A 24,873-nucleotide genomic window follows, 5' to 3' on the forward strand; every position below is an offset into this window, starting at 1 on the left:
CGAAGGGTCAGGGGCTGGGCGGCCGCAGCGGTGGGGAAGGGGGGTCGCACCGCTGCGGCCGCGGTTCAGGGGTGGGTCTACAGGTCGGGCGAGCCGGGCATCGCCTTCAGCGCGTCCACGGTGTAGGTGAGGATCCGCGGGCTGCCGCCGTCCGCCACCACGGTCCAGGTCTGGTAGGCGTCGAAGCCCTTCCAGACGCTCCGGGCGGCCGGCGGATTCCACACCTTGGTCTGCCAGTTGACGACGACCTTGACCTCGGCCCGGTCGCCCTCGACGCTCTCCACCTCGACCGAGGTGACGGTGTGCTCCTCGTCGAAGAACGTGGTGGTCACCACGTCGTACCAGCTCGCGAAGGCGTCCAGGCCCTCCGAGGTGCCCTCGGGGAAGTGCATGACCAGCCCCTGTTCGGCCAGGTACGGCAGCACCTGGTCCAGCGGCTCGTGCCGGTCGAGCGCGTCGTACCACTGCTTGGCGAACTCGGTGAGCGCCGCGGGGGTCAGCTCCGGGTATGCGGTGGACATCGGGAAACTCCTTGGGAGAGAGGCGGATTGGGAGTTACTCGGTGATCAGGTCGATCAGGAACGGGCCGTCGTGGCTGAGCAGGGTCTCGATCGCCCCGGCCACCTGCTCGGGCTTCTCCACCCGCAGTCCGGGCACCCCGAGCGAGGCCGCCAGATCGGCGAACCTGATGTCGGGCCGGGACAGGTCGAAGGCGTCCGGGAAGCCGTGGCTGGGGATGCCCAGCTCCCGCCAGTACTGCTCGATGTTCAGGTCGAGCAGCCGGTAGCGGCGGTTGTTGCAGATCACGAACTTGGCGTCGATGTGGTGCCGGGCCGCCGTCCAGAGCGCCTGGATGGTGTACATGCTGCCGCCGTCCCCGGTGAAGCCCACCACCTTCAGGTCGGGACGGGCCAGCTTGACGCCCAGCGCACCGGGGATGCCCACGCCGAGCGAACCGCCCCGGGTCTGGAAGTACGTACCGGGCAGCCGGGGCGGCAGGTGCCGGGTGAGCGGCCCGGAGGCGGTCAGCGCCTCGTCGAAGACCGCCAGCTCGGCCGGGGCCTGCCGGGCCAGCTCGCGGGCGAACTGCTCCATCATCGTCTCCGGCACCTCGGCCGCGGCCGGCCTGGTGACCGGCACCGGCTTCACCGCCTCGCCCCGGCGGGCGAGTTCACCCGCCAGCGCCTCCAGGGTGAGCTTCGGGTCGGCCACCAGCCCGAGGTCCACCGGGAAGTTCTTGGCGATCTCGTAGGCGTCCAGGTCGATGTGCACGATCCTGGCGTCCGGCCGGAACGGGCTGGCCAGCTCGGGGAAGACCTCGGGGAAGACGTACGTCCCGACGATCAGGACGCTGTCGGCCTCGCCGACGATCCGGGCACTGTCCCGGCCGAACATGTGCCCGAGGTTCCCGGCGAACCGGGGGTGGGTGGTGTCGAGGTTGACCTCCGAGGAGTTCACCCCCCACACCGGCGCGCCCAACCGGTCGGCCACTGCCGCCAGTTCGGCCTGCGCACCGCTGACCGCCACCCCGTCGCCCATCAGCACGATCGGGTGCGAGCCGGCCAGCAGCAGCTCGGCCGCCCGGGCGATGTCGTCCCCGGCCGGGACCACCCGGGTCGAGGGCAGCACGGTGGGCACCGCGGGCTCGTCGGTCAGCTGGTCCAGCACGTCGGCGGGCAGCACCACCATCACCGGACCGCGCGGCGGCGTCATGGCGATCTTCACCGCCCGCCGCAGCACCCGCAGCAGCGAGCCCGGATCGACCACCCTGGTGGCGTACTTGGTGACCGGCTCGGCCATCGCGACCAGGTCGGCGGCCATCTGGGCGTCCATCGCGTCGTACCGGATGCCCGACTCGCCGACCAGCACCACCAGCGGGGACCCGCCCCGCTTGGCCTGGTACAGCAGGCCGATGCCGTTGCCGAGCCCGACGCCGCTGTGCAGCTGGACGAGCGCGGGCCGCTGGGCGGCCCGCGCGTATCCGTCCGCCATTCCCACCGCGACGCCCTCGTGGAGAGCGAGCACGTAGTCGGTACCACTGTGGTCGGCGAGGTCGAGGAACCCCTGCTCGACGGTGCCCGGGTTGCCGAACATGTAGTCCATGCCGTCAACGGCGAGCTGTTCGAACAGGGCGACCTTGCCTGGCCTGGCGGACATCACTGTCTCCTTCTGATGGTTGGGTGAGCGGAACGGCTACCAGCCGTGCCGGCGCAGGCCGTTCTCCAGCACCTCGACCAGCAGCTCCCCGGAGGGCAGCGAGTCGGGCGTCGACCTGGCCGTGACGAACGGGAAGTCGACGATCACCGAGGTCTCCTTGCCCACGTTGCCGTGGAACCGGCCCTCGGGTCCGGTGGCGTCCCGGAGGATGTACTCCAGCGGGTACGGCGGCGGGCCCATGTTGAAGTCGACGCCGAGGAAGCCGGTGCCGTCCTTGTAGTCGTACTCCTTCGGGTGCCCGGTGACGTGCTTGCCCCAGAGCAGGCTCTGCCGGCTCTCCAGGTCACGGGCGAAGGCCAGCACGGCCACCCCGTAGCACTCGGCCAGGATCGGCTTGTCGGCCGCCACGAAGGCCAGCACCAGCTCGTGCAGGCGCTCGTTGTTGGCCAGGTCGACGATCGGACCCGAGCCGCCCACGATCACCAACGCATCGAAGTCCGACAGGAGTTCACTCGTCGCGGAGTTGATCCTGCGGTTGTACTCCTCCAGGTCGCGGAGGTGGTTGAGCGCGCTGTAGTACGGGCGCTCCGGGATCAGCTCGGCCAGGCTGAGCGGGTTGTCCAGGCGGCTGGAGTCGTCCAGCGCCCGGGCCCGGCGGGCCATGTCCCGGCTGGTGACCGAGCGGCCGAGCGGGGGGTCGATGTACTCGGAGTCCAGGCTCGGCGGCAGGGCGTGCGCCCGCTTGCCGTTCGGGGTGATGAAGGTGGTCCGGTAGCCACGGGCGTCGAACGCCTCCACCGGGCCGACCAGCTCCTCGCCCCAGTACCCGTACTCGGAGAGCACCACCAGGATGCGTTTTGACACGGATATCTCCCAACTGGAAAAGGGGGACAGTCCGCCGCTCGAAATACCCCGCCGGGATCGGCCGAGTGCTGCGGACTGCTTCGAGTGAAGCCCCGCCGGGCGTGCCCTGGCAATGCGCCCCGGCACCGGGCGTGCGATTTCCGAGACTTTCCCGAATAGTCCGGCGCTGCGTGCCCGGGGGATCCGGCCGTGCTCTGCTGGCCTCTTCCGGAGCGGACCGCGCGGCCCCAGGGCCTGATCCGACGCGAATTGTCAGACAGGCCCTAACCGCGCGCTGGTCCCCGGACTTCCAGGACTGCGGAGAAGAGCGTCCATGCCACTCGCGAAGACCCGTGACGACGGGGGCCGCGGCCTGCGCCGGGCCGCCGTGCTCGCCAACGCCGACTGGTGCGTCACCACTCCCCTGCTGCCCGCCCTGGCCGCCGGTCTCGGCACCGGCCCTGGCACGGTGACCCTCTCGGTCGGGCTGCACTCGCTCGGCCACGCCTGCGCCCTGCCGCTCTGGGGACGGCTGGTGGACCGGTACGGTCCGCAGGCCGCCGTCCGGGCCGGGCTGCTGCTGGCCGCGGTCGCCTCGGCCGGCTCCGCGCTGGCCACCGGGGCGGGCCCCTGGCTGGTGCTGCGGGTGCTGGCGGGCGCCGGGTTCGCCGCGCTCACCCCGGCGATCGCCGCCCGGCACGCGGCGGTGGCCGACCCGGGCGCCCGGCAACGGCGGTTCGCCGGGCTCACCACCGCCACCTCGGTCAGCGCCGTGCTCACCCCGCTGCTGGCCGGACTTGCCGTCGCGCACGGCAGTTGGCGGCTGCTGTTCGGCGCGCTCGCCGTCGGCGCCGGGCTGACCGTGGCCGGGCTGCGGCGGGGCGCACCCCCGGGCCCGCGGCCGACCGGCCGGCGCCCGGTGCCGTCCGGGCGGCGGCTGGTGCTGGGCCTCGGGCTGCTGGAGGGCACCGCGCTGGTGGCGCCGCCGATGCTGCTGGTCCCGGCCCTCGGTGAGGGGGCCGGGCGGGCCGGTCCGGTGGTGGTGACGGCCTACGCGCTCGGGGTGCTGGCCGGCTCCCTGACGGTCCGTCGGCACGGCCGGCGGTGGCCCGCCGGGCGGCTGCTCGCCGTCGGCGGCCTGGCCTGCGTGAGCGCCGCCGCAGTCGCCTGGTCCGGGCGGTCGGCGGTCCCCGCAGTGCTCGCGGCGGTGCTGTACGGCTGCGCCTGGAGCTACCTGCACACCACCCTGCAGACCTGGCTGCCGGGCGCCGGTCCTGCCGGATCCGAGGGCGGTACCGCCTCGCTGTTCGCCACCTCGGGGATGCTGGCCGGGGCGCTGACCGTGACCGCCGCCGCCCCGCTGCTCGACCACGGCTGGGCCGGCTGGCTGTTCGGCGCCGAGGCGGTGCTCGGCGCGGCCCTGGTGCCGGCCGCCCGTTCGCTCACCCGGCCACCCGTCGCCACCAGGGAATTTCCGGTGGAGTTCCCGGAAAAGAACCCGGACCGTAAATTCGCGGCAGTTGCCAGAGTTGGAATTCTCTTCTCGCAATCACCGGGAAACGTCGTCGATCCTGGTCCTCCGGAGCACTTAACGTCTATTCCTGGGAGAAATCCATGGGTGGCCGTCTGAGTATCGACGAAGTCAAACCGGTCATCGGGCACGGAGAATATCCGGCCAAATCGGTGGTCGGTGAGCACCTGCCGGTCGACGCCACGATCTGGCGCGAGGGGCACGACGCGGTCGGCGCCGCCGTCCGCTGGTGCGGTCCCGGCGGCACCTCCGCCGAGATCGCGATGACCGCGGTCGACCCCGGCACCGACCGCTGGCAGGCGGTGGTGGTGCCGGACCGCGAGGGTCCCTGGACCTTCCAGGTGATCGCCTGGAGCGACCCGTGGGCCAGCTGGCGGCACGCCGTCCTGGCCAAGGTCGAAGCAGGCCAGGGCGCCGAGGAGTTGGCCGCCGAGCTGGAGCTCGGCGCCCGGCTGCTGGAGCGGGTCGCCCGGTCCGGCCGGTCCGCCGACCGGCCCGAGCTGACCCGGGCCGCCGAGGCGCTGCGCGACCCGCGGACCCCGGTCCGACTGCGGGTCAGGGCCGCGCTGACCGACCGGGTGGAGCGGCTGGTGGCGGCCGCCGCACCGCGCGACCTGGTCACCGAGGGGCCCTCGTACCAGGTCGAAGTCGACCGCGAGCGTGCCCTGTTCAGCAGCTGGTACGAGTTCTTCCCGCGTTCCACCGGCGGCACCGACGCCGCCGGGCGGCCGGTGCACGGCACCTTCAGGACCGCCGCCCGGGAGCTGACCAGGGTCGCCGCGATGGGCTTCGACGTGGTCTACCTGCCGCCGGTCCACCCGATCGGGGCGGTCAACCGGAAGGGGCCGAACAACTCGCTGACCGCGGGCCCGGAGGACGTCGGTTCGCCCTGGGCGGTCGGCTCGGCGGCCGGCGGGCACGACGCCGTGCACCCGGAGCTCGGCACCCTGGCGGACTTCGACGCGTTCCTGTTCGAGGCCGGGCGGCTCGGCCTGGAGGTGGCGCTCGACCTCGCCCTGCAGTGCGCCCCCGACCACCCGTGGGTCGCCGAGCACCCCGAGTGGTTCACCCAACTCCCGGACGGCAGCATCGCGTTCGCCGAGAACCCGCCGAAGAAGTACCAGGACATCTACCCGCTCAACTTCGACCGGGCCCCGGGCGGCCTGTACCGGGAGATCCTCCGGGTGGTGGAGTTCTGGGCCGAGCGCGGGGTGCGGATCTTCCGGGTCGACAACCCGCACACCAAGCCGCCGGACTTCTGGCACTGGCTGATCCGCACCGTGAAGTCCACCCGCCCGGACGTGCTCTTCCTGGCCGAGGCGTTCACCCGCCCCGCCGTGCTGCACGGGCTGGCCAGGCTCGGCTTCACGCAGTCCTACACCTACTTCACCTGGCGCGACACCAAGGAGGAACTCACCGACTACCTGACCGAGTTGGTCGGCGACGCCGACTTCCTGCGGCCGAACTTCTTCGTCAACACCCCCGACATCCTGCCGCGCGGCCTGCAGCGGGACGACCCCGGCGCCTTCGCCGTCCGGGCCGCGCTGGCCGCGCTGCTCTCGCCGAGCTGGGGGGTCTACGCGGGCTTCGAACTGATGGAGCACCAGGTACTGGCGAGCGGGGGCGAGGAGTACCTGGACTCCGAGAAGTTCCAGCTGCGGCCGCGCGACTTCGCCGCCGCCCGGGCCGAGGGACGTTCGCTGGAGCCCTGGCTGACCGTGCTGAACGGCATCCGGCGGCGGCACCCCGCGCTGCAGCAGCTGCGCACCCTGCGCTTCCACCCGGTGGACAGCGCGGACCTGATCGCGTTCTCCAAGACCGACCCGGCCACCGGGGACACCGTGCTCTGCGTCGTCACCCTCGACCCGAGCCGGCCCACCGAGGGCACGGTCACCCTGGACCCGGCCGGACCGCTCCCCGGACGCCTCCTGGTCACCGACGAAGTGACCGGCGAGCTGCGGGAGTTGGGCACCTCCTTCGACGTCAAGGTGGACCCGGACCGGACCGTCGCGCACATCTACTCCTGGAGGAACAGTTGAGCACTCACGCGCTGCCGGTCTCCGCCGACTGGTTCAAGAAGGCGGTGTTCTACGAGGTCATGGTGCGGTCCTTCCACGACAGCAACCAGGACGGCGCGGGCGACCTGCGCGGGCTGATCGAGAAGCTGGACTACCTGCAGTGGCTCGGGGTGGACTGCCTCTGGCTGCCGCCGTTCTTCGCCTCGCCGCTGCGGGACGGCGGGTACGACGTGGCGGACTACCGCTCCGTACTGCCGGAGTTCGGCACCCTGCAGGACTTCACCGACCTGCTGGACGCCGCGCACCAGCGCGGTATGCGGGTGGTGATCGACATGGTGATGAACCACACCAGCGACCAGCACCCGTGGTTCCAGGAGTCCCGCCGCGACCCCGAAGGCCCGTACGGCGACTTCTACATGTGGGCCGACGACGACAAGCGGTACCCGGACGCCCGGATCATCTTCGTCGACACCGAGAACTCCAACTGGGCCCACGACCCGGTCCGCGGTCAGTACTACTGGCACCGCTTCTTCTCGCACCAGCCCGACCTCAACTACGAGAGCCCGGCCGTCCAGGACGCCATGCTGGACGTGCTGCGGTTCTGGCTCGACCTCCAGGTGGACGGCTTCCGGCTGGACGCGGTGCCCTACCTGTTCGCCCAGGACGGCACCAACTGCGAGAACCTGCCGCAGACCCACGCCTTCCTCAAGCGGGTCCGCGCGATGGTGGACCAGGAGTACCCGGGCCGGGTCCTGCTGGCCGAGGCCAACCAGTGGCCGGAGGACGTCGCGCACTACTTCGGCGACTACACCTCCGGCGGCGACGAGTGCCACATGGCGTTCCACTTCCCGCTGATGCCACGGATCTTCATGGCGGTCCGGATGGAGTCCAAGCAGCCGGTCTCCGACGTGCTGGCCAAGACCCCGGACATCCCCGAGAACTGCCAGTGGGGGATCTTCCTGCGCAACCACGACGAGCTGACCCTGGAGATGGTCACCGACGAGGAGCGCGACTTCATGTACGCGGAGTACGCCAAGGACCCGCGGATGCGGGCCAACGTCGGCATCCGCCGCCGGCTGGCGCCGCTGCTGCGCGGGGACCGCAACCAGATCGAGCTGTTCACCGCCCTGCTGCTCTCGCTCCCCGGCTCGCCGGTCCTCTACTACGGGGACGAGATCGGCATGGGCGACAACATCTGGCTCGGCGACCGGGACGGCGTCCGCACCCCCATGCAGTGGACACCCGACCGCAACGCGGGCTTCTCCGGCGCCGACCCGGGCCGGCTCAGCCTGCCGCCGATCATGGACCCGGTGTACGGCTACCAGGCCGTCAACGTGGAGAGCCAGTCCGGCAACGACTCCTCGCTGCTGCAGTGGACCCGGCGGATGCTGACGGCCCGTCGGCAGCACCCCGCCTTCGGGCTCGGCGACTTCGCCGAGATCGCCACCTCGAACCCGGCCGTGCTCGCCTACAGCCGCAGCCACGTGCTGCCGGACGGCCGGGAGTCCACCGTGGTCTGCGTCAACAACTTCTCCCGGCACCCGCAGCCGGTCGAACTGGAACTGGGCGGCTACCAGGGGCGCACCCCGGTCGAGGTGACCGGCGAGGTGCCGTTCCCGACCATCACCGACCGGCCGTACCAACTCACCCTGAAGGGCCACGGGTTCTACTGGTTCTGCGTCTGCCGGGACAGTGACCGGTCATGACGGCCGCCGCCGTCGCCCTCGACCACCGGCTGGCCAGGGCGCTGGACGCCTGGCTGCCCTGGCAGCGCTGGTACGCCGGGAAGGGGCGCCCGCACACCGCGGTGACCGTGGTGCAGAGCACCCCGTTCAGCGAGCTGCCGGACGGCTCGGTCGGCTCGATCCTGGTGCTCCGGGTGGACTTCGCCGACCGGGGCGCGGCCGAGCACTACCAGGTCCCGGTCGGCATCCGGGCCTCGCTGCCCGATCCGGTGGCGCCGTACCTGATCGCCGCCCTGGACGACCTGGTGGTCTACGAGGCCACCGGGGACCACGAGTTGGTCACCGAACTGCTCGGCCTGGTGGCCGGGGAGCACGCCCGGGACCCGCTCGGCTTCACCAGCTTCGGCGGCTTCGCCGACGGACCGCCGCTCAGCAGCCGGCCGCTGGGGGTCGAGCAGACCAACACCTCGGTGGTGGTGGACGACCGCTACGTGGTCAAGTTCTTCCGGCGGCTGCACCCGGGGGTCAACCCGGAGCTGGAACTGCCCCGGGCCCTGGCCGCCTCGGCGGGCCGGCACACCGCCGCCCTGCACGGAGCGGTGGAAGGACATCTGGACGGCGCCCCGGTCACCTACGCCGTGGTGCAGTCCTTCCTGGCCGGCGCGGTGGACGGCTGGGCCCTGGCACAGGACAGCCTGCACCGGCTCCGGACCGAACCGTGGTCTGCGGTACGGGAGTTCGCCGCCGAGGCGTTCGAGATGGGCCGGGCGGTGGCCACCGTGCACGCCGAACTGGCGGCCGGCCTCGGCACCGGTCTGCTGGGCCCCGCCGAACTCGCCGGACTGGCCGCCACGATGGCCCGTCAGCTCGACGAGAGCTGCCGGGTGGTGCCCGAACTGGCCTTGCACCGCGTCGATTTGGCGGCCGCGTTCGCCGAGGTGGCCCGGCTGCCCGGCGGCGCCGAGACCCAGCGGGTGCACGGCGATCTGCACCTCGGGCAACTGCTGCGCGGCCCGGCCGGCTGGGCCCTGATCGACTTCGAGGGCGAACCATCGCTCCCGATGGCCGAACGGGCCGTCCCGCACTCGCCGTTGCGGGACGTGGCGGGAATGCTCAGATCCTTCGAGTACGCCGCGGACCACGCGGACCTGCTGGCCGGTCCGTCGAATCCGGCGGCCACCGCCCGGCTGCGGATCTGGGCCGAGCAGGGCGCGGACGCGTTCTGCCTCGGCTACGCCGGGGTGGCCGGCTGGGACCCGCGCGGACAGGACGCGCTGCTCCGGGCCCACACCCTGCACAAGGCGGTCTACGAGGCGCACTACGAGGCCCGCCACCGGCCCGACTTCCTGCCGATCCCGCTGGCCGCGGTCCGCCGACTGCTGGCCCAATGAAATTCCCGTTCGAAATTCGCGATCAATCGCGTCAATGAACTCCGGGTGACTTGGCCAAGTTGCCCGAGTGCCTTCGGCGCAGCCGCCCTATCTTGCCCGGCGCACGGCCCGACGGATTTACTTGATATATCCCGGGCCGTGATTCCGATCAACATCGGTGAATCATACCCGAGTCACCGTGATGCCCATTTTCTGGAGGAAGAAATGAGCAACCTCACCGCGGATCACGTCACCGCCGCCTACGACGCCCTGATGTCCGGGGACCGTGCGAAGGCCGCCGAGTACTGGGACCCGCAGGTCCGCTTCCTGACTCCCGGCAACCACACCTTCGCCGGCTGGCACGAGGGCCTGGAGAACTTCATGGACTTCATCGACACGGTCGGAAAGGCCTCCGGCGGCACTTTCCAGATCGAGCCGGTGACCATTCTGATCAACGAGGCCGACGGCTACACGGTGGACGTCAACAAGACCTCCGGATCGCGGGCGCACGCCACCGAGAGCGCCTCGCCCTACGACCGTCTGGAGATCGAGGGTCTGCACCTCCTGAAGTGGGAGAACGGAAAGGTCGTCGAGGGCCGGGGCGCGATCTTCGGCGATGGCCTGACCAACTTCAACCTCTGGTGGTCGCCGGTCGGCCCGAAGGGTGAGCGCACCACGCTCTGATCCCGGCCGCAGTACCGCTCGGCGGCCGCCCTCCGCGCGGCCGCCGAGCCTTTTCCCCGTCACACCACCGCATTCGGAAGGGAATTCACGTGAACTGGTCGCACGTCGCCCTCAACTGCGCGAGAGTCTCGGCCACCGAGGACTTCTACACCCGTTGGTTCGGCTTCGAACGGGCCAACTCCTTCGTCCTCGGTGATCTGCAGATCGTCTTCATCCGGCTCGGCGAGTCCTACCTCGAACTCTTCGGCCCGGCCGACGAGAGCACCGCCGTCGACAGCCCGGCGGCCACCCCGACCGCCGACGGACCGCAGCAGCGGGGGACGGCGCGGCACATCGCCTTCCAGACCGACGACGTGGACGGCCTCCTGGAGCGCCTCGGCGACCAGGCCCGGATCACCCTCGGCCCGCTGGACTTCTCCGAGTACATCGAAGGCTGGCGCAGCGTCTGGCTCACCGACCCGGACGGCATCGTCGTCGAGGTCAGCCAGGGCTACAAGGACGCCTCCTAGACCCATCCGTCGTGCCGCGACACCGACTTCGGCCTCGCGGCGAGCAGCGACCAAGGAATCAGGTATGTCACAGACAGCAGATCTGCCCACCACCCACTCCTCCCCCGCCCCGGAACGGGACCAGACAGCCACCGGCCCGGGCACCGAGCTCAAGCGCCCCGGTCTGGTGCTGCTGCTCCTCTGCGTCGCGGAGTTCATGATCGTCCTGGACTTCTCGATCACCAACGTGGCCCTCCCGGACATCCAGTCCAGCCTCGGCTTCAGCTCCAGCGCCCTGCAGTGGGTGGTGAGTTCGTACGCCCTGGCGTTCGGCGGCTTCCTGATGCTGGGCGGACGGCTGGGCGACCTGTTCGGCCGGCGCAAGCTGTTCATCGCCGGGCTGATCGGCTTCGCCGTGGTCTCGCTGGTCGCCGGTCTGGCCCAGAACGCCGAGCAGCTGATCGCGCTCCGTGCCGCCCAGGGCCTGGGCGCCGCACTGGTCGCCCCGGCCGCGCTCTCCCTGCTGACCACCTCGTTCGCCGAGGGCGCCGCCCGTAACAAGGCGCTCGGCGTGTACGGCGCGGTGCTCTCGTTCGGCTTCGTGGCCGGGGTGATCGCCGGTGGCGTGCTCACCGACGTGCTCAGCTGGCGCTGGGTGTTCTTCGTCAACGTGCCGATCGGCCTGGTGGCCGGTCTGATCGCGCCCGCCGTGCTGACCGAGAGCCGCGGCGGCTCCGAGCACCGCAAGCTGGACAGCCTGGGCGCCTTCACCATCACCGGTTCGGTGCTCGCCCTGGTCTACGCGGTCTCCCGCGGCGAGACCGCGGGCTGGGCCTCGGGCGAGGTGCTGGGCGCATTCGGCGCGTTCGCCGTGCTGCTGATCGCCTTCCTGATCGTGGAGAGCAACGTCCGGCACCCGCTGATCCCGCTCTCCATCTTCCGGCGGCGCACCCTGGTCGCGGCGAACATCGTCTACCTGCTGATGGTCGGCTCCTTCGTCGCGGTGACCTACGTGCTCACGCTCTACCTGCAGTACGTCAAGGGCTACTCGCCGCTGGCCACCGGCCTGACCTTCTCGGTGCTCGGCTTCGCCGCCGTCGCGGCGGGCATGCTGGCGGCCCGGCTGGCCGGCCGGTTCGGCCTCGGGGTCACCGCGTTCTCCGGTCTGCTGCTGCAGGCGATCGGCATGCTGATCTGCTCCTTCCTGCCCGCCACGGGCGACCTGGCGCTGATCCTGATCGGCACCGCGCTGGTCGGCTTCGGCAATGTCACCGGCGTCGTGATGGTCACCATCTCCGGCACCGCCGGGGTGCCGGACCACGAGCAGGGCCTGGCCAGCGCGCTGCTGTCCACCGCCCAGCAGATCGGTGCCGCGATCGGGGTGGCCGCGTTCGCCGCGATCGCCTCGGCCCGCACCTCCAGCCTGCTGGCCGACGGTGTCGCCCTCGAGGCGGCCGGTGCCCCGGCGCTGGTCAGCGGCTTCCGGCTGGCCCTCGCGGTCTCGTTCGGGGTCGGCGTGATCGGCTCGCTGGTCGGCCTGGCCGCCCTGCGGCCGGCCAAGGACGCCGACTCCTCGGCCGCCCCCGAGACGCACGTCCCGGTCGGCTGAGACCCGTCCCGTACGCGGTACCCGCACCGCCTGACCGGGTGCGGGTACCGCGCTGTCCGCTACCCCATCCGTTCGTACCCGAGGAGTCCTGCTGTGACCTCGCTCTTCCATCCGGCGGGCACCCCGCCGAAGCTCGGCCTGTTCGCCGTCAACATGGAACCCACCGTCGGCCCGGCCGAGTTGGCGCCGTTGGCGGCCCTCACCGAGGAGCTGGGCTACGAGTCGCTCTGGGCCGGGGAGCACCCGGTCTTCCCCGACCCGCCCACCACGGACAGCCCGTGGAACCCGCGGATGCCGCTGGTCGACCCGGTGGTCACGCTGGCCTACCTGGCCGGGATCACCACCCGGCTCCGGCTGGCCACCGGCATCCTGCTGCTGCCGCTCCGTCAGCCCGTGCTGCTGGCCAAGCAGTTGGCCTCGCTGGACGTGCTCTCCGGCGGCCGGGTGATCATGGGCTTCGGGATGGGGTACATCCGCAAGGAGGCCGAGGTGTTCGGCATCGGCTTCGCCGACCGAGCCGCCCGGGGCGAGGAGCACCTGGCCGCCATGCGTTCGCTCTGGCACGACGAACACCCCTTCTTCCAGGGCCGGTTCGTCGACTTCAAGGGGGTCGACGCGCACCCCAGGCCGGTCCAGTCCGACCTGCACGTGGTGGCCGGCGGCCACACCGGGGCGGCCCTCCGACGGGCCGTCACCACCGCCCACGGCTGGTACGGCTGGAACCTCAGCCCGGCCGAAGTGACGGAACACAAGGAGGAGTTGACCCGGGTCGCGGCCCAGTTCGGCCGGCCGGAGCGGCTCGGCCCGCTGGAGCTCACCGTCACCCCGCCGCAGGGACCGCTCGCCGCGGACGAGTTCGAGCGATACGCGGCGGCCGGGGTGGACCGGCTGGTGGTCTACCCCCGGTTCGGCGAATCCGCCGAGCAGGTCCAGGAGTTCGTCCACCTGCACGCCCCGCTGGCCCGGGCCGGCGACTGAGCGGCAGCGGCCCCCGGATCGGTGATCCGGGGGCCGCTCCGTACCGCTCGGCTCAGCGGCGACCACCCTGGCCGGCCCCGACCGGGACCGGCTGCTCCGGGCCCGCCTCCGGGACGGCCGGCGGACGGCGCCTGGACTTGCTCCAGCGGCGCATCACCGGCTCCTCCACCAGCGCGAACAGCCCCCAGGCCAGCAGCAGGGTGACGGCGAACGAGAGCGCCAGGTAGCCGAAGGCCCCCGGGTCACTCCAGTTCGAGGTCAGCCCGAGCGCCCGGTGCACCTGGGTGAGCACCAGGCTGTGCCAGAGGTAGAAGGCGAACGAGACGTTGCCCAGCCAGACCATCGCCCGGCTGCGCAGCGGCGACCAGCGCCCGGTGAGGTCGGCGTTCGCGGCCGCCGCGATCATCAGGCCGAGCGGCACCACCATCACCGCGACCAGTCCGTACGTCCAACTCACCTGCGAGGACAGGGCGTAGGCGGCGACCACCAGGGCCATCGAGGGCAGCAGCGGGAGGTTGATCCAGCGGCCCTGCTGGACGATCTTCGCCAGCAGGATGCCCAGGGTGAAGTCCAGCACCCGGACCGGCGGGAGCACGTAGACCAGCCAGAACTCCCACTCCGAGACCGGGGCGAAGAACAGACCCGGCTGCTCGGGCAGCGCCCAGGCGAGCACCGGCACTGTGAAGATCACCGCGACCACCGCACCGGCCCAGTACCAGAGCCGGTCCGGGCGGATCCGGTTGACCAGCCGGAGCAGGAAGGGGAACGAGAGGTAGAACAGCGCCTCGACCGAGAGCGACCAGGAGACCGGGTTGACGCTGGTCTCGACATCGATCTGCGGGAACCAGGCCTGCAGCAGCACCAGGTTGGCGACCGCCTTCCAGCCGCCCAGCGCGGTACCGGCGAGCAGGAAGACCACCACGGCGGCCAAGTAGGTGACCAGGTGGTTGGGGAAGATCTTGAAGAACCTCCGGCGGAGGAACTTCGGTGTGGTGTCGCCGGCCCGGGCCGACCAGGCCAGCACGAATCCGCTGAGCACGAAGAAGAATCCGACCCCGGTCCAACCGCCCTGGCCGAATATCGAGTTGTACACGCCGGCCGTGCCCTGGTCCGCGAACGGGAACTGGTAGAGCGCGTGGAAGAAGAAGACCAGCAGCGCGGCGATGATTCTCATCCCGGTGAGCGACGGCAACCGGCTCAGATCCTGCCCGGATCCCGGTTTTGCCCCCGTTTTCAATGACATCGGAACTCTCCCATCAGAGTTGGTGGCACCTGGCGGCCAGTGAACCGGGCACGCCCGGCCGCCCACAATGAATCCACCGGGAAGAGTCGCCATTTCGGGAAGTTGTGCGAGTGATCCCACCGGATCATGCTCAGGTCAATTCACCGGCCGGAATCCGGCATTCCCCGCAGCGCCGCCATGATCTCCTCCGCCCCCAGCACGCCCGAGGCCCGCCAACTCCCCACCGCCACGGTCGGACAGCTCAGCACCTCCTCCTTCTCCCGCGCCTCGGCCACCGCGCTCAGATGGCGGGCCGCGTACCGCTCCGACATCAGCGCGGCCCGGAACGCGGCCCCGTCCAGGCCGATCCCGGTGGCGATCCGGACCAGCACCACCGGGTCCGAAATATCCTGCCAGTCCTCGAAGTAGGCGTCGAAGACCCGATTGTTGTAGACGTCCCCGCACCCCTGCTCCAGCGCGAACTGATAACCCCCGAAAGCCAGTCGGGTCCGCCGCAGCGGATATCCCGGCGGCCCCCCGGAGAGTTCCACACCGACGCTCGCGGCCAGCGGACGAATGGTGTCCTGCCACAGCCCGCGCGGGTACTCACCCCCCTCGGCAACCCCGTGCGGATGCAACTCGAAGGGATGCCACACCACTTCGGCCCCGGTCGCGGCCCGCACCCTCGTCAGCACTGCCCGGGTGACCAGACTGAACGGGCAGACGTAGTCGAACCAGAAATCAATCCTCGGCGCCACAGGGACCTCCCACCGGCGAGCCAGGGACGCCGTACCCGCACGGCGCACGACCCTCCCCGCCACCATCCCGCCGGGGAGCGGTCGCGGACAACAGCGACTTCGCCAGATCTCCTGCCACTCGGCGGAGTTGGCGGGCCGTCAGCCTTCCGAGGGTCAGGCCGGCGGGTCGGTGGCCACGCCGCGCAGCACCAGCCGCCAGATCCGCTCCAGCTGCTCCACCGCCGGGCCGTCGGCCGCACCCTCTTCGGGGCCGAACGCCCGGGCCCTGATGCGCAGTTCGAGCCCGGTCAGCAGGTAGCCCACGGTGGTCGCCAGCACGTCGCTCTGCACGCCGGGGCGGAGCAGCCCGGCCGCACCGGCCTCGGCCAGCCACTGACGGACCGTCGGCAGCCAGACGCAGTACCAGCCGGGGAGCGTCCTGGACTGCTCCCGGGCCAGCCGGGCGGCGGCCCGGACCACCACGTCCGACTCCAGCAGCCGGGCCAGCTCCAGGGTGAGCCGCACCGTGGCACCGAGCGGATCGGCCCCGTCGCCGGCCACCTTCTCCAGCACCTCGCGCGCGGCCGCCCGGCCCTGGCCCAGGATGGCCCCGGCCAGCGCGCCCTTGTGGGCGAAGTGGAAGGTCACCGCCCCGGAGGAGATCCCGGCCGCCTTGCTGATCCGCGCCAGCGAGGTGCCCTCGTACCCGTCCCGGTCGAACTCCAGCGCCGCCGCGTCCACCAGGATTTTCCGGGTCCGCGCCGCCCGCTCCTGCTTCACCATGTGCCCTGCTTCCACTTGCCGCCAACCGCCGCCGCCGAAGGCGTCGTCGCAGCTCAGCCTGGATCGGTCCGGACCCGAACGGAATGCCGACTTCCCGAAGACGCGCCGGGAATCGGACGGGTCGTCACCAGATCGAGGACATGTCGAAATCGTCTCGGCGGGCCGAACCGAGGAGAAAACATAGCGATCGTTCGTTATGCTTCGAGGGCAGCACCCACCGGCTTCCGGCCGACCTCACGGGGGATGGACATGACTGCACATCACACGAGCGGCACGCTCACCCCGAGCGTCCACTCCGGCAGCTTCTCGACGTACGCCTTCACCGAGGAGCTCTTCGACCAGTTACCGAGAGCAGACCAGCGCCGCTGGGCGCACACCTACCTCGAAGGTCTGCTGACCACCGCCGGCAAGAAGTCCGTCCGCCGGATGGCGGCGGCCGTCTCCGGCTCGCGCACCGCCTCCCAGTCGCTCCAGCAGTTCGTCAACGCCAGCCCCTGGGAGTGGTCCCCGATCCGCCGCGAACTGATCCGCTGGGTGGAGCAGTACACCACCCCCCGGGCCTGGACCATCGCCTGCGCGGTGCTCCCCAAGCGCGGCGACCACTCGGTCGGGGTGCACCGGCGGTTCGTGCCCGCCGCCGGGCGGGCGGTGAACTGCCAGATCGGCGTCGGCCTCTTCCTCTCCACCGGCCACGGCGAACTCCCGGTCGACTGGCGGCTGTTGCTGCCCGGCGCCTGGTCCGAGCAGCCCGAGCTCCGGCAGCGCGCCCGAGTGCCCGAGGAGGCCCCGCACGGGCCGATCTGGGCGCACGCCCGCGACCTGGTCGAGGAGCTCGCCCGGCACACCGGGGCGGCCTCGGTCCCGGTCATCGCCGACATGGGCGAGTGCACCGAAGTCGCGGCCCTGATCCGGGGGTTGGGCGACCGTGACTTCGTCATCGCGGTACCGGGCAGCCTCCAGGTGGTCCCCGGCGGACACCTGGCCACCCAGCGCCCCACCGGCCACGGGATGACCACCGTGACCAACGCCCAGCACTTCCTCGGCCTGAACGGCGCCCACCCGCAGACCGCCGCCATCAGCACCCACGACGGCCGGGCCCGTCACCTGCGCATCCTGTCCGGCCTGGCCCGGCTCCCCGGCACCATCCCGGGCAGCCCCGGCGGCCAGCAGCACACCTACAAGGTGTTCAGCGAGTGGCGGCAGGCCGGCCGCCGCCCGGCCCCGATCTGGATCACCAACATGGTGCACCGCCGGATGGACGAACTGCTCGCCCTCACCGGCCTCCAGCACCGCGCCGACAACACGGTACGGACCCTGGAGAACGACTTCGGCCTGCTCGACTTCGAAGGCCGTTCCTACCCCGGCTGGCACCACCACATGACCCTGGTGTCCGCGGCCTACGCCTACCACCGCATCGTCCGCCCGGAGGCGCAGTCCGCCGCCTCCCCTTTCGCCCGCCAACGCTCCGCCTGACCACCACCCCACGGCGTGGAGACCCCAGCGCCCGGTCCCCCACCCGGGCCGGGGTCTCCACGCCCCCTTCAGCCCGGACGGCTCGTCAGACCCGGACGACCGGCCGCGACCCGGCAGCCTCGGCCTGAGCCGGCACGGACTCCACCGGCCCGGCCGGCTGCGCGGCTCCGTTCGCCCTGAGCTCGTCCAGGCCGGTGACGATGCCGCGCTTCAGCAGCCGGGAGAGCGGGCGTTCGACGATCCGGTGCACCAGGTAGGCGGCCACCAGCATGCCCAGCGTGACCAGCCCGACCAGGGTCCACTTCGGCACCCGGTCGTGGAGCAGCCTGATCGCCGTCCAGCCGATCCCCTCGTGCAGCAGGTACAGCGGGTAGGTCAGCGAACCGGCGACCGTCAGCCAGCGCCAGCCGATCCGGGACAGCCAGCCCAGCGACACGGCGGCCATCACCAGGTAGCACAGCACGATCATCACGGCGGCGGGCCAGGCCGGCAGATGCCGGCCGCCGAGCGCCGGGTCGATCAACTGCTGGTGCGAACCGGCGTAGTTGAGCGACAGCACCAGGCTGACCCCGACGATCCCCCACAGCAGCAGGGTCGGCCGGAACCGGTACATCAGGTAGTAGGCCAGCCCGGCGACGAAGAACGAGGAGACCCAGGGCATCGCCACCACCGTCAGCGGCGCCCAGTCCACCCCGACGCTCACCATGCCCATCACCGTCCACACCATGCAGAAGGCGACCACCCGGCGGTAGTTGAGGCCCTGTCGGACCACCAGGCCGAACAGCAGGTAGAAGCAGAGCTCGTACCAGAGCGTCCAGTACGAGGCGTCCACGTTGGTGACGTGCAGCGCGCTCTGGAACATCGTCAGGTTCACCAGCACCTGGTACGAGTCCAGCGGCTGCGCCACCAACGGCCAGGCCGCCAGCACGGCGGTGGTCGCCAGCACCCCGAACCAGTAGGCCGGGTACAGGCGGACGATCCGGGACGTGAAGAAGTCGCCCAGCCCCCGTCCCCAGGTGCTCATGCCGATCACGAAGCCGCTGATCAGGAAGAACAGGCTGACGCCCGTCCACATGTAGGCCCCGAGCTTGGAGGCCAGCGGGAACACCTGCGCGATCGGCCGTGACCAGGCGTTGCCCGCCCCGTCGGCGGAGCCGCCGTAGCCGACGTAGTGGTGGAACACCACCATCAGCGCGGCCAGGATCCGCAGCCCGTCCAGCACCACCAGCCGCCCGCCGGCGCGTCCGGCGCGCGCGCTCCGACCGGCCCGGCGGCTTCCCCGGCGGCCGCCGCGAGCGGCGGGGTCGGGCTCGGCGGATATGCCCTGCACCGACTGAGTCGTTGGCTCCACGTGACTGTCCCCCAGGGTTCCGATCCGCCCCGAAGTTCCAGCGGCCGGCTGCTGTGGTGTACGCGGCGAACGGGGGGTGCTCCGGGAACACTAGTACACGCCTTCGACCGGCCCGGAGGGACCCGGGCGGCCCGTCTCCTCTAGCGTGTGGCCATGGACCAGGCACAGGAGTTCGAGGCGCACCGGCCCCGGCTGTTCTCGTTGGCGTACCGGATGCTCGGGTCGGCGACGGAGGCCGAGGACGCCGTGCAGGACGCCTACCTGCGGTGGCACGGGACCGAGCCGGGGCAGGTCGTGGCGCCGGGGCCGTGGCTGGCCAAGGTGCTCACCAATCTGTGCCTGAACCGGCTGACCTCGGCGCGGGCCCAGCGCGAGGAGTACGTCGGGCCGTGGCTGCCGGAGCCGGTGCGGACCGACGGCGGGGCGCTCGGGCCGATGGAGACCGCGGAGCAGCGGGACTCGGTGTCGCTGGCGGTGCTGGTGATGATGGAGCGTCTGACGCCGCCGGAGCGGGCGGCCGTGGTGCTTCGCGACGCCTTCGACTACAGCCACCGGGACATCGCGGGCGTGCTCGACTGCTCGGAGGCGAACGCGCGGCAGCTGTACCGCCGGGCCAAGCAGCATCTGACGGACGACAAGCGGAAGTTCGCCTCCTCGCAGGAGCTGGGCGGCGAACTGCTGACCCGGTTCCTGGCGGCCGCCGCGGAGGGGGCGATGCAGCAGCTGGAGGCGCTGCTCGCCGACCAGGTGGTCGCCTGGTCGGACGGCGGCGGCAAGGTGAGCGCGGCGCGCCGGCCGGTGGTCGGCCGGGAGATGGTGGCCCGGTTCCTGGCTGGTCTGTTCACCCGGTGGGTGAACGAGGTGCGGATCGAGATCGTCGAGGCGAACGGCGCCCCGGTGGTGCTCGGCTGGGAGGACGGCGAGCTGACCTCGTTCGGTGCGCTGGAGATCGGCGAGGCCGGGATCACCGGCATCCGGCTGGTCCGGAACCCGGACAAACTGACCTTTCTGGCGAATCAGCTGCCGGGGCTGTCACAAACCTCGTGAGTCGTCGGTTCTTCATCGGTGACGGCAACACGAGAAGGGCTGTGGCTGATGAAGAACGACGCGATCATGGTGACCGGCGCGACCGGTGTGCTCGGCCGCCAGGTGCTGGACCGGGCACGCCACACCGGGCTGCCGGTCCGGGCCCTCACCCGCCGGGCCACCCTGCCGGACGACCCGGGAGTGGCCTGGTTCACCGGCGACCTGGCCGCCGGCACCGGCCTGGACGAGGCGTTCGCCGGGGTCCGCACGGTCATCCACTGCGCGAGCGACATCCGGCACTTCAAGAACGACATCCCGGCCTTCCACCACCTGCTGGAGGCCGCCCGGCGCGCCGGGGTCGAACACATCGTCAACATCTCGATCGTCGGCATCGACCGCATCCCGTACCCCTACTACCGGATCAAGCTGGCGGGCGAGCGGCTGCTGGAAACCTCGGGGATCGGCTGGACCAATCTGCGCGCCACCCAGTTCCCCGAGCTGCTGAACATGGCGTTCGGGGTCCTGTCGAAGCTGCCGGTCGTCATCGTGCCGACCGGCACCGACTGCCAGCCCGTGGACCAGGGCGAGGTGGCGGACCGGCTGGTCGAGCTGGCCCTCGGCGAGCCGGGCGCGGGCGAGCCCCCGGCCGGCGGCTGGGGCCGGGTGCCGGACCTCGCCGGACCCACGGTGTACCCGGCCGACCGGCTGGCCAGGGACTGGCTGCGAGCGGCGGGCAAGCGCCGTCGCGTCCTGCCGGTCTTCATCCCGGGGAAGCTCGGAGCGGGCTTCCGTTCCGGCGCCCTGACCGCCCCCGACCGGGCGGTGGGCAAGCGGACCTGGGAGGAGTACCTCGCCGAGCACGTCGCCCGCTGACCGCGACGCGACTGTTCGTCAGCCGCCGGCCGCCTCGCGGCTGACGAACCGTCCGGTCCCCAGCTTCCGCAGATCGTTTCCCGACCGCTCTTCCTCCTGCGCGACTGGCTCGACCTGTGGCACTCGCTGCCCCACGACGAGTGGAACCACTTCCAGCGGCGTCAGCCCCGGTCGTAGTAGCCGAACAGGTCGACCACCAGAGCCGCCGAGCCGGAGCTGGAGTTCCAGAAGTCGACGAGCTTGGTCGGGCCGGTGCTCGCCTGCACGAGGTTCGGCACGACCTCACCGGGCTGCCAGTTCAGCGTGGAGACCAGGGGCCGTACCGGTGGGACGGCGACGTGGTCCGCGTACTGGAGCGCTGTGTTCGGGTCCGGTGCGACGGTCAGGAAGCCCTGCCCGGCGGTGTTGGCGACCGTGGTGTTCAGGACCGCCCCGCTCACGTCGGCCCCCAGCCCGCCGAACTGCTGCCACACGTACTGGCCCCGGCCGAATCCCTCGTACGACCAGTCCCGGGTGTCCACCAGCCGCTTCGGGGTCACCGGCATGTAGGCGGCGCCGGTCGTGCCGTAGTACCCGACCACGTCCACGATCACGTCGGTGGGCGACCCGCTGCCGTTGAAGATCCGGATCTTCCCGTCCGGACCGACCGGTACGACCACCGAGTTGGCGATGGTCTGGCCCGGGCCGAAGTTCAGGTTCGACGCCAGCGGAGTGGGCGCACCGCTCGGGTGGGCCGTCAGGTAGCCGCCGGCCGTCGCCCCGGTGGTGGTGACGTTGAGCGCGACGGCGGTGATGCCCGAGCCCGGCAGGGGTGCGGCCTTGCTGCCCGCGATCGGCAGCTCGACCGATCCCCGTCCCGGAATCCGACCCTGTGTCACGCCGGTGCCGTCCCGGGTGTCCATCAGACGCGCGGGGTCGACCGAGGTGTAGCCGCCCGCGGCGGACTTGGTGAAGTAGCCGGCGATGTCGGCGATCAGGTCCACCGTCCCCTGGCTGCCGTTGAACAGCTCGACCCAGCCGTCCGCGCCGACCGGCACCACGGTCAGGTTCGGCACGGTCTGCCCGGCGGTGAAGTTCACGTTGGAGGCCAGCGGCCGGGCCGTCCCGGAGGCGAAGGCCGTGATGTACCCACCGTGGCTGCCGTCGGTGACCGTCACGTTGAGGACCGCGGCCGTGACCCCGGCCGGGATGCTCCCGTTCCCCGCGATCCGGATCCGCACCGAGGAGTTCGGCTGCACCTTGGCGACCGGCGCGCCCGTCCCGGTCCTGGTGTCCAGCAGCCGGGTGGGGCCGTACGCCGTGTAGTTGGAGCCCGTGGTGGCCACCTGCACCGTACTGGTGATCACGTCGCCGTGGCTGGTGGTGGCCGTCACGGTGACCCGGTAGGCCCCGAGCTTGGCGTACGTGTGCCAGGCCTGCCGGCTGCCCGCCGGGCCGTAGTAGGAGTCGGCCGTCGTGGTGCCGTCGCCCCAGTCGATCACCAGCTTCGTGTCGACCGGCTGGGTCAGGACGTCCGTGATGTTCATGGTGAGCGCGACGGCATGGGCGCTGGTGCTGCGCGCGTCGAGGCCCAGTGCGAACTCCGGTCGCGGGTCGTACTGCACCGCTCCCCGGCTCCGGTAGCCACCGGTGCCGAAGAAGTCCGTGTCCAGCCGGCCCGGGGCGTCCGGGTTCGCGGAGTCGACGGAGGCGGCTCCCGGACGCAGCTTGGCGTCGGCGTAGGCCTCGTCCAGCCGGAACCGGACCGGCTTCGGCTCCGACGCGTCCACCACGTCGTTCCGGCCCTGGTCCGGCACCGCGGCGCGGAAGGCGTCAAGGGTCGGGTACTCGACGCCGCCCCAGGCGTACGGTGCGGTGGCGTTGTCGGCGTGGCTGTGGAAGGCGTTGTAGTCGGCCGTACTGCCCGTCCGGGCCTGCGCCGAGACGGCGATGTCCGGGGCCCAGCCCGCGCCTCGGCTCTTGCAGCTCTCCTTGGTGCTCACCAGCTTCGCCGCCTCGGTGACGTCCTCCAGCAGGTTGTTCTGGATGCTGACGCCGGTGGAGGCGCCGTCCACGGCGACCGCCGGGGCGCAGCTGCGCTGGATCGTGTTGCCCACGACGTTCAGCCCGGCCACCCCGGTGGCGGATATCCCGGTCGCCACCACGACGTTGCTCGCCAAGGTCACCTGGCTCGCCCCGGCGGCGACGGAGATGCCCGAGGCACCGGGCTTCCAGCCGCGGGTGTCGAGGTACGAGCGGCTCACCGTGACACCGCTCGACGCACCGTCGATCCGGACCGCGTCCAGCGGCCCGGGGTCGGGCCGGCCGACGGGAGTGCCGTACGCGTAGACGTGCAGGGAGTCGAGGGTGATCCGACTCGACCCCCGCACCTCCACCGGCACGCCGCCGGTCGAAGCCAGCATCAGGTTCCGGACCGTCACATCGGTGACCCCGTCGAGGATCAGAGCCGACTTGCCGAGCCCGTCCTGCACCTGTGCGTGGTCCCCCACCCCGACGATCGAGATGCCGGAGGTCCTGACCCGGACCACGTCACCGGAGGACGACCCGATCGCGCCCGCCACCTTGATCGTGTCGCCGGGGACGGCCGCGTCCACCGCGACCTGGAGGTTGCAGTAGGGACTGGCGGCGGTACCGCTGCCGGGGCTGCCCGGGTAGCAGACCGAGGCGGTCGTGGCATAGATCGTCCGGCCGCTGCCGGAGTCGGACGCGTCGGCCACGGCCGGCGTGAGCACGAAAAGGGCCGCCAGCAAGGCGGCCGTCGTGGTGGAGCGGCGGTGCACGGACGTTCTCCTTGCTCAGAACGGACTCAACGCAAAGGTCCCGCCCGATCTTTCGATCGGGCGGGACCCTGTTGGTGGAGCTGAGGGGATTCGAACCCCTGACCCCCTCGATGCGAACGAGGTGCGCTACCGGACTGCGCCACAGCCCCAACGAGAAGAAACTCTAGCACCTCTTCGCGGGGGCTCGTGACCACCCCTCACCTGGCTACTCGTTCGCGGCGCGGGGCCGGGAGGGGTAGTCGGCCTCGGCGCCGGGGGCGGGTTCGGCGTACTGGTCGAAGAGCGGGGTGTTGCGGGCCTCGGTGCTGCGACCGGCCTCCCAGCCGGAGCGGGGGTCGAGGCCGCGGGTGGAGCGGGGGGCCACCGGGGCGGTGACGTAGGTGGGGAGGGGGACCGGGACGGGCTCCCAGGAGTCGGGGCCGGCGGCGGCGCGTTCGCGCATGCCGTCGACCCACTCCTCGTGGTCGGTCGCCTCGACCAAGGCCGAGTCGGTGGTGGCCAGCCGCAGGTGCGGCCGTCCCTCGGCGGCGGGCACCGGGGCCGGGGCGGCGGCGGCCCGGGCGGACTGCTGACGCTCCGTCGGCTGCGGACGCCCGGCCGGGGGCGAGGCGGGCTGCGCGGCCGGACGGGCCGCGGCGGCCCGGGTGCGTTCGCGGTCGCGCAGCCGCTCGGCGTCCCGGGCGGCCCGGGTGCGGTCGAGCTTGACCTCGTACCGCTGCCGTTCCAGCCGGCGCAGGTGGCCGATGTAGAGGGTGAGCAGCAGGCCGGGCAGCGCGGGCACCCAGAGGAAGGCGACGCCGAACACCGCCGCGACCACCGCACCGGCGGCGAAGGCGAGGAAGAGCGTGGTGACCATCCGGCGCCGCCGGGCCAGCAGCCTGGCCCGCCGCTCGACCGAACCGCGCGCAGCCGCGGCAACAGCCGAGGCCGAAGGAACGGGAACCGGCGGAATGGCCGGTTCGGCCGGGGCCACGACTGGGAGATCGGTGTCCACCGCCGGGGCGGGGTCCGATTCGGGGCTGGTCTCGTCGTCGCCAAGTACCCGGGTCGCCCGCCGCTCCATGGCCGACCGTCCGGCCAGCAGGCGGATCGCGGTACTGAAGCGTTCCGTCGGACGCGCCTCGTTGAGCTCGTCCTGCCTGCGGAGCCACATCGGCACCAGATAGGCAGCCCAGGCCCCTACGATGACCGCGTAGATAAGGCCGCTACTGCGCATGTTTCACACGGTACGGGCGCGGGGGAAGGCCCGGCAGCAATTTGGCGCG

20 protein-coding genes and 1 tRNA gene are annotated in these 24,873 nt (G+C 71.6%); 11 read left to right on the top strand and 10 right to left on the bottom strand.

All coding sequences use genetic code 11. From position 1 onward, the window contains the following. Window positions 1–77: 77 nt before the first annotated feature. The 3 genes from F4556_RS14255 to F4556_RS14265 are packed head-to-tail and all read right to left on the bottom strand — an operon-like array spanning window position 78 to window position 3,021. Window positions 78–521 carry a nuclear transport factor 2 family protein gene (locus F4556_RS14255; RefSeq protein ID WP_184915115.1) on the bottom strand — a complete coding sequence of 148 codons (444 nt, stop codon included), beginning with the start codon at window positions 519–521 and terminating at the stop codon, window positions 78–80. Between the two features lie 34 nt (window positions 522–555). Beyond that, window positions 556–2,157 (bottom strand): thiamine pyrophosphate-binding protein, encoded by a 1,602-nt coding sequence (locus tag F4556_RS14260; RefSeq protein ID WP_184915117.1) that lies wholly within the window; start codon window positions 2,155–2,157, stop codon window positions 556–558. A gap of 36 nt (window positions 2,158–2,193) precedes the next feature. After that, the gene (locus tag F4556_RS14265) at window positions 2,194–3,021 is read right to left on the bottom strand and encodes a type 1 glutamine amidotransferase domain-containing protein (protein WP_184915119.1); all 828 of its coding nucleotides are present in this window, start codon (window positions 3,019–3,021) and stop codon (window positions 2,194–2,196) included. A 313-nt stretch (window positions 3,022–3,334) separates the two neighbouring features. On the opposite strand from F4556_RS14265, the gene F4556_RS14270 reads away from it, so the two are divergent. The 8 genes from F4556_RS14270 (at window position 3,335) to F4556_RS14305 (ending at window position 13,363) form a co-directional block, all read left to right on the top strand. Further along, window positions 3,335–4,630, top strand: a complete 1,296-nt coding sequence (locus F4556_RS14270; RefSeq protein WP_184915123.1) for an MFS transporter — start codon at window positions 3,335–3,337, stop codon at window positions 4,628–4,630. After that, window positions 4,615–6,570 (top strand): maltotransferase domain-containing protein, encoded by a 1,956-nt coding sequence (locus tag F4556_RS14275; protein ID WP_184915126.1) that lies wholly within the window; start codon window positions 4,615–4,617, stop codon window positions 6,568–6,570. Before F4556_RS14270 ends, F4556_RS14275 begins: the two co-directional genes overlap by 16 nt. Further along, window positions 6,567–8,255, top strand: a complete 1,689-nt coding sequence (treS, locus tag F4556_RS14280; RefSeq protein WP_446684972.1) for a maltose alpha-D-glucosyltransferase — start codon at window positions 6,567–6,569, stop codon at window positions 8,253–8,255. Before F4556_RS14275 ends, treS begins: the two co-directional genes overlap by 4 nt. Beyond that, window positions 8,252–9,625, top strand: coding sequence for a maltokinase N-terminal cap-like domain-containing protein (locus F4556_RS14285; RefSeq protein ID WP_184915129.1), 1,374 nt, complete (start codon window positions 8,252–8,254; stop codon window positions 9,623–9,625). Before treS ends, F4556_RS14285 begins: the two co-directional genes overlap by 4 nt. 204 nt (window positions 9,626–9,829) lie before the next feature. Next, window positions 9,830–10,288 (top strand): nuclear transport factor 2 family protein, encoded by a 459-nt coding sequence (locus F4556_RS14290; RefSeq protein WP_184915132.1) that lies wholly within the window; start codon window positions 9,830–9,832, stop codon window positions 10,286–10,288. An 89-nt stretch (window positions 10,289–10,377) separates the two neighbouring features. Then, window positions 10,378–10,797 carry a VOC family protein gene (locus F4556_RS14295; RefSeq protein ID WP_313068302.1) on the top strand — a complete coding sequence of 140 codons (420 nt, stop codon included), beginning with the start codon at window positions 10,378–10,380 and terminating at the stop codon, window positions 10,795–10,797. 64 nt (window positions 10,798–10,861) lie between these two features. After that, on the top strand, window positions 10,862–12,385 hold the full coding sequence (locus F4556_RS14300; RefSeq protein ID WP_184915135.1) for an MFS transporter: 1,524 nt from the start codon (window positions 10,862–10,864) through the stop codon (window positions 12,383–12,385). A 93-nt stretch (window positions 12,386–12,478) separates the two neighbouring features. Then, the gene (locus F4556_RS14305) at window positions 12,479–13,363 is read left to right on the top strand and encodes a TIGR03619 family F420-dependent LLM class oxidoreductase (protein WP_184915138.1); all 885 of its coding nucleotides are present in this window, start codon (window positions 12,479–12,481) and stop codon (window positions 13,361–13,363) included. 52 nt (window positions 13,364–13,415) lie between these two features. Here F4556_RS14305 and F4556_RS14310 read toward each other — a convergent pair whose 3' ends face one another. The 3 genes from F4556_RS14310 to F4556_RS14320 all read right to left on the bottom strand — a co-directional run bounded on the left by F4556_RS14310 (window position 13,416) and on the right by F4556_RS14320 (window position 16,105). Further along, entirely contained in the window at window positions 13,416–14,537 is a 1,122-nt protein-coding gene (locus tag F4556_RS14310; protein ID WP_246511016.1) for an acyltransferase family protein, read from the bottom strand. Between the two features lie 209 nt (window positions 14,538–14,746). Further along, window positions 14,747–15,343 carry a DsbA family oxidoreductase gene (locus F4556_RS14315; RefSeq protein ID WP_313068303.1) on the bottom strand — a complete coding sequence of 199 codons (597 nt, stop codon included), beginning with the start codon at window positions 15,341–15,343 and terminating at the stop codon, window positions 14,747–14,749. A gap of 153 nt (window positions 15,344–15,496) precedes the next feature. Then, window positions 15,497–16,105: a TetR family transcriptional regulator gene (locus F4556_RS14320; RefSeq protein WP_184915146.1), complete on the bottom strand. Its 609-nt coding sequence runs from the start codon at window positions 16,103–16,105 to the stop codon at window positions 15,497–15,499. Window positions 16,106–16,354: 249 nt separating this feature from the next. Between F4556_RS14320 and F4556_RS14325 the strand changes: the two genes are divergently transcribed. Further along, window positions 16,355–17,578, top strand: coding sequence for an IS701 family transposase (locus F4556_RS14325; protein ID WP_246511017.1), 1,224 nt, complete (start codon window positions 16,355–16,357; stop codon window positions 17,576–17,578). 85 nt (window positions 17,579–17,663) lie between these two features. On the opposite strand, the gene F4556_RS14330 is transcribed toward F4556_RS14325, so the two are convergent. Further along, window positions 17,664–18,929, bottom strand: a complete 1,266-nt coding sequence (locus F4556_RS14330) for an acyltransferase family protein (RefSeq protein WP_184915148.1) — start codon at window positions 18,927–18,929, stop codon at window positions 17,664–17,666. A gap of 153 nt (window positions 18,930–19,082) precedes the next feature. Between F4556_RS14330 and F4556_RS14335 the strand changes: the two genes are divergently transcribed. Both F4556_RS14335 and F4556_RS14340 read left to right on the top strand, forming a co-directional pair. Then, complete coding sequence (locus F4556_RS14335) at window positions 19,083–19,976, top strand: RNA polymerase sigma-70 factor (RefSeq protein ID WP_184915151.1); 894 nt, start codon at window positions 19,083–19,085, stop codon at window positions 19,974–19,976. A gap of 48 nt (window positions 19,977–20,024) precedes the next feature. Beyond that, window positions 20,025–20,828: an SDR family oxidoreductase gene (locus tag F4556_RS14340; protein WP_184915154.1), complete on the top strand. Its 804-nt coding sequence runs from the start codon at window positions 20,025–20,027 to the stop codon at window positions 20,826–20,828. A gap of 161 nt (window positions 20,829–20,989) precedes the next feature. On the opposite strand, the gene F4556_RS14345 is transcribed toward F4556_RS14340, so the two are convergent. The 3 genes from F4556_RS14345 to sepX all read right to left on the bottom strand — a co-directional run bounded on the left by F4556_RS14345 (window position 20,990) and on the right by sepX (window position 24,824). Next, on the bottom strand, window positions 20,990–23,608 hold the full coding sequence (locus F4556_RS14345; RefSeq protein ID WP_184915156.1) for a right-handed parallel beta-helix repeat-containing protein: 2,619 nt from the start codon (window positions 23,606–23,608) through the stop codon (window positions 20,990–20,992). Window positions 23,609–23,680: 72 nt separating this feature from the next. After that, a tRNA-Ala gene (locus tag F4556_RS14350) sits at window positions 23,681–23,757 on the bottom strand. Window positions 23,758–23,813: 56 nt separating this feature from the next. After that, on the bottom strand, window positions 23,814–24,824 hold the full coding sequence (gene sepX, locus F4556_RS14355; protein WP_184915159.1) for a divisome protein SepX/GlpR: 1,011 nt from the start codon (window positions 24,822–24,824) through the stop codon (window positions 23,814–23,816). Window positions 24,825–24,873 lie beyond the last annotated feature (49 nt).

Origin of the sequence: Kitasatospora gansuensis (assembly GCF_014203705.1) — a bacterium.
Classification (GTDB): Bacteria; Actinomycetota; Actinomycetes; order Streptomycetales; family Streptomycetaceae; genus Kitasatospora; species Kitasatospora gansuensis.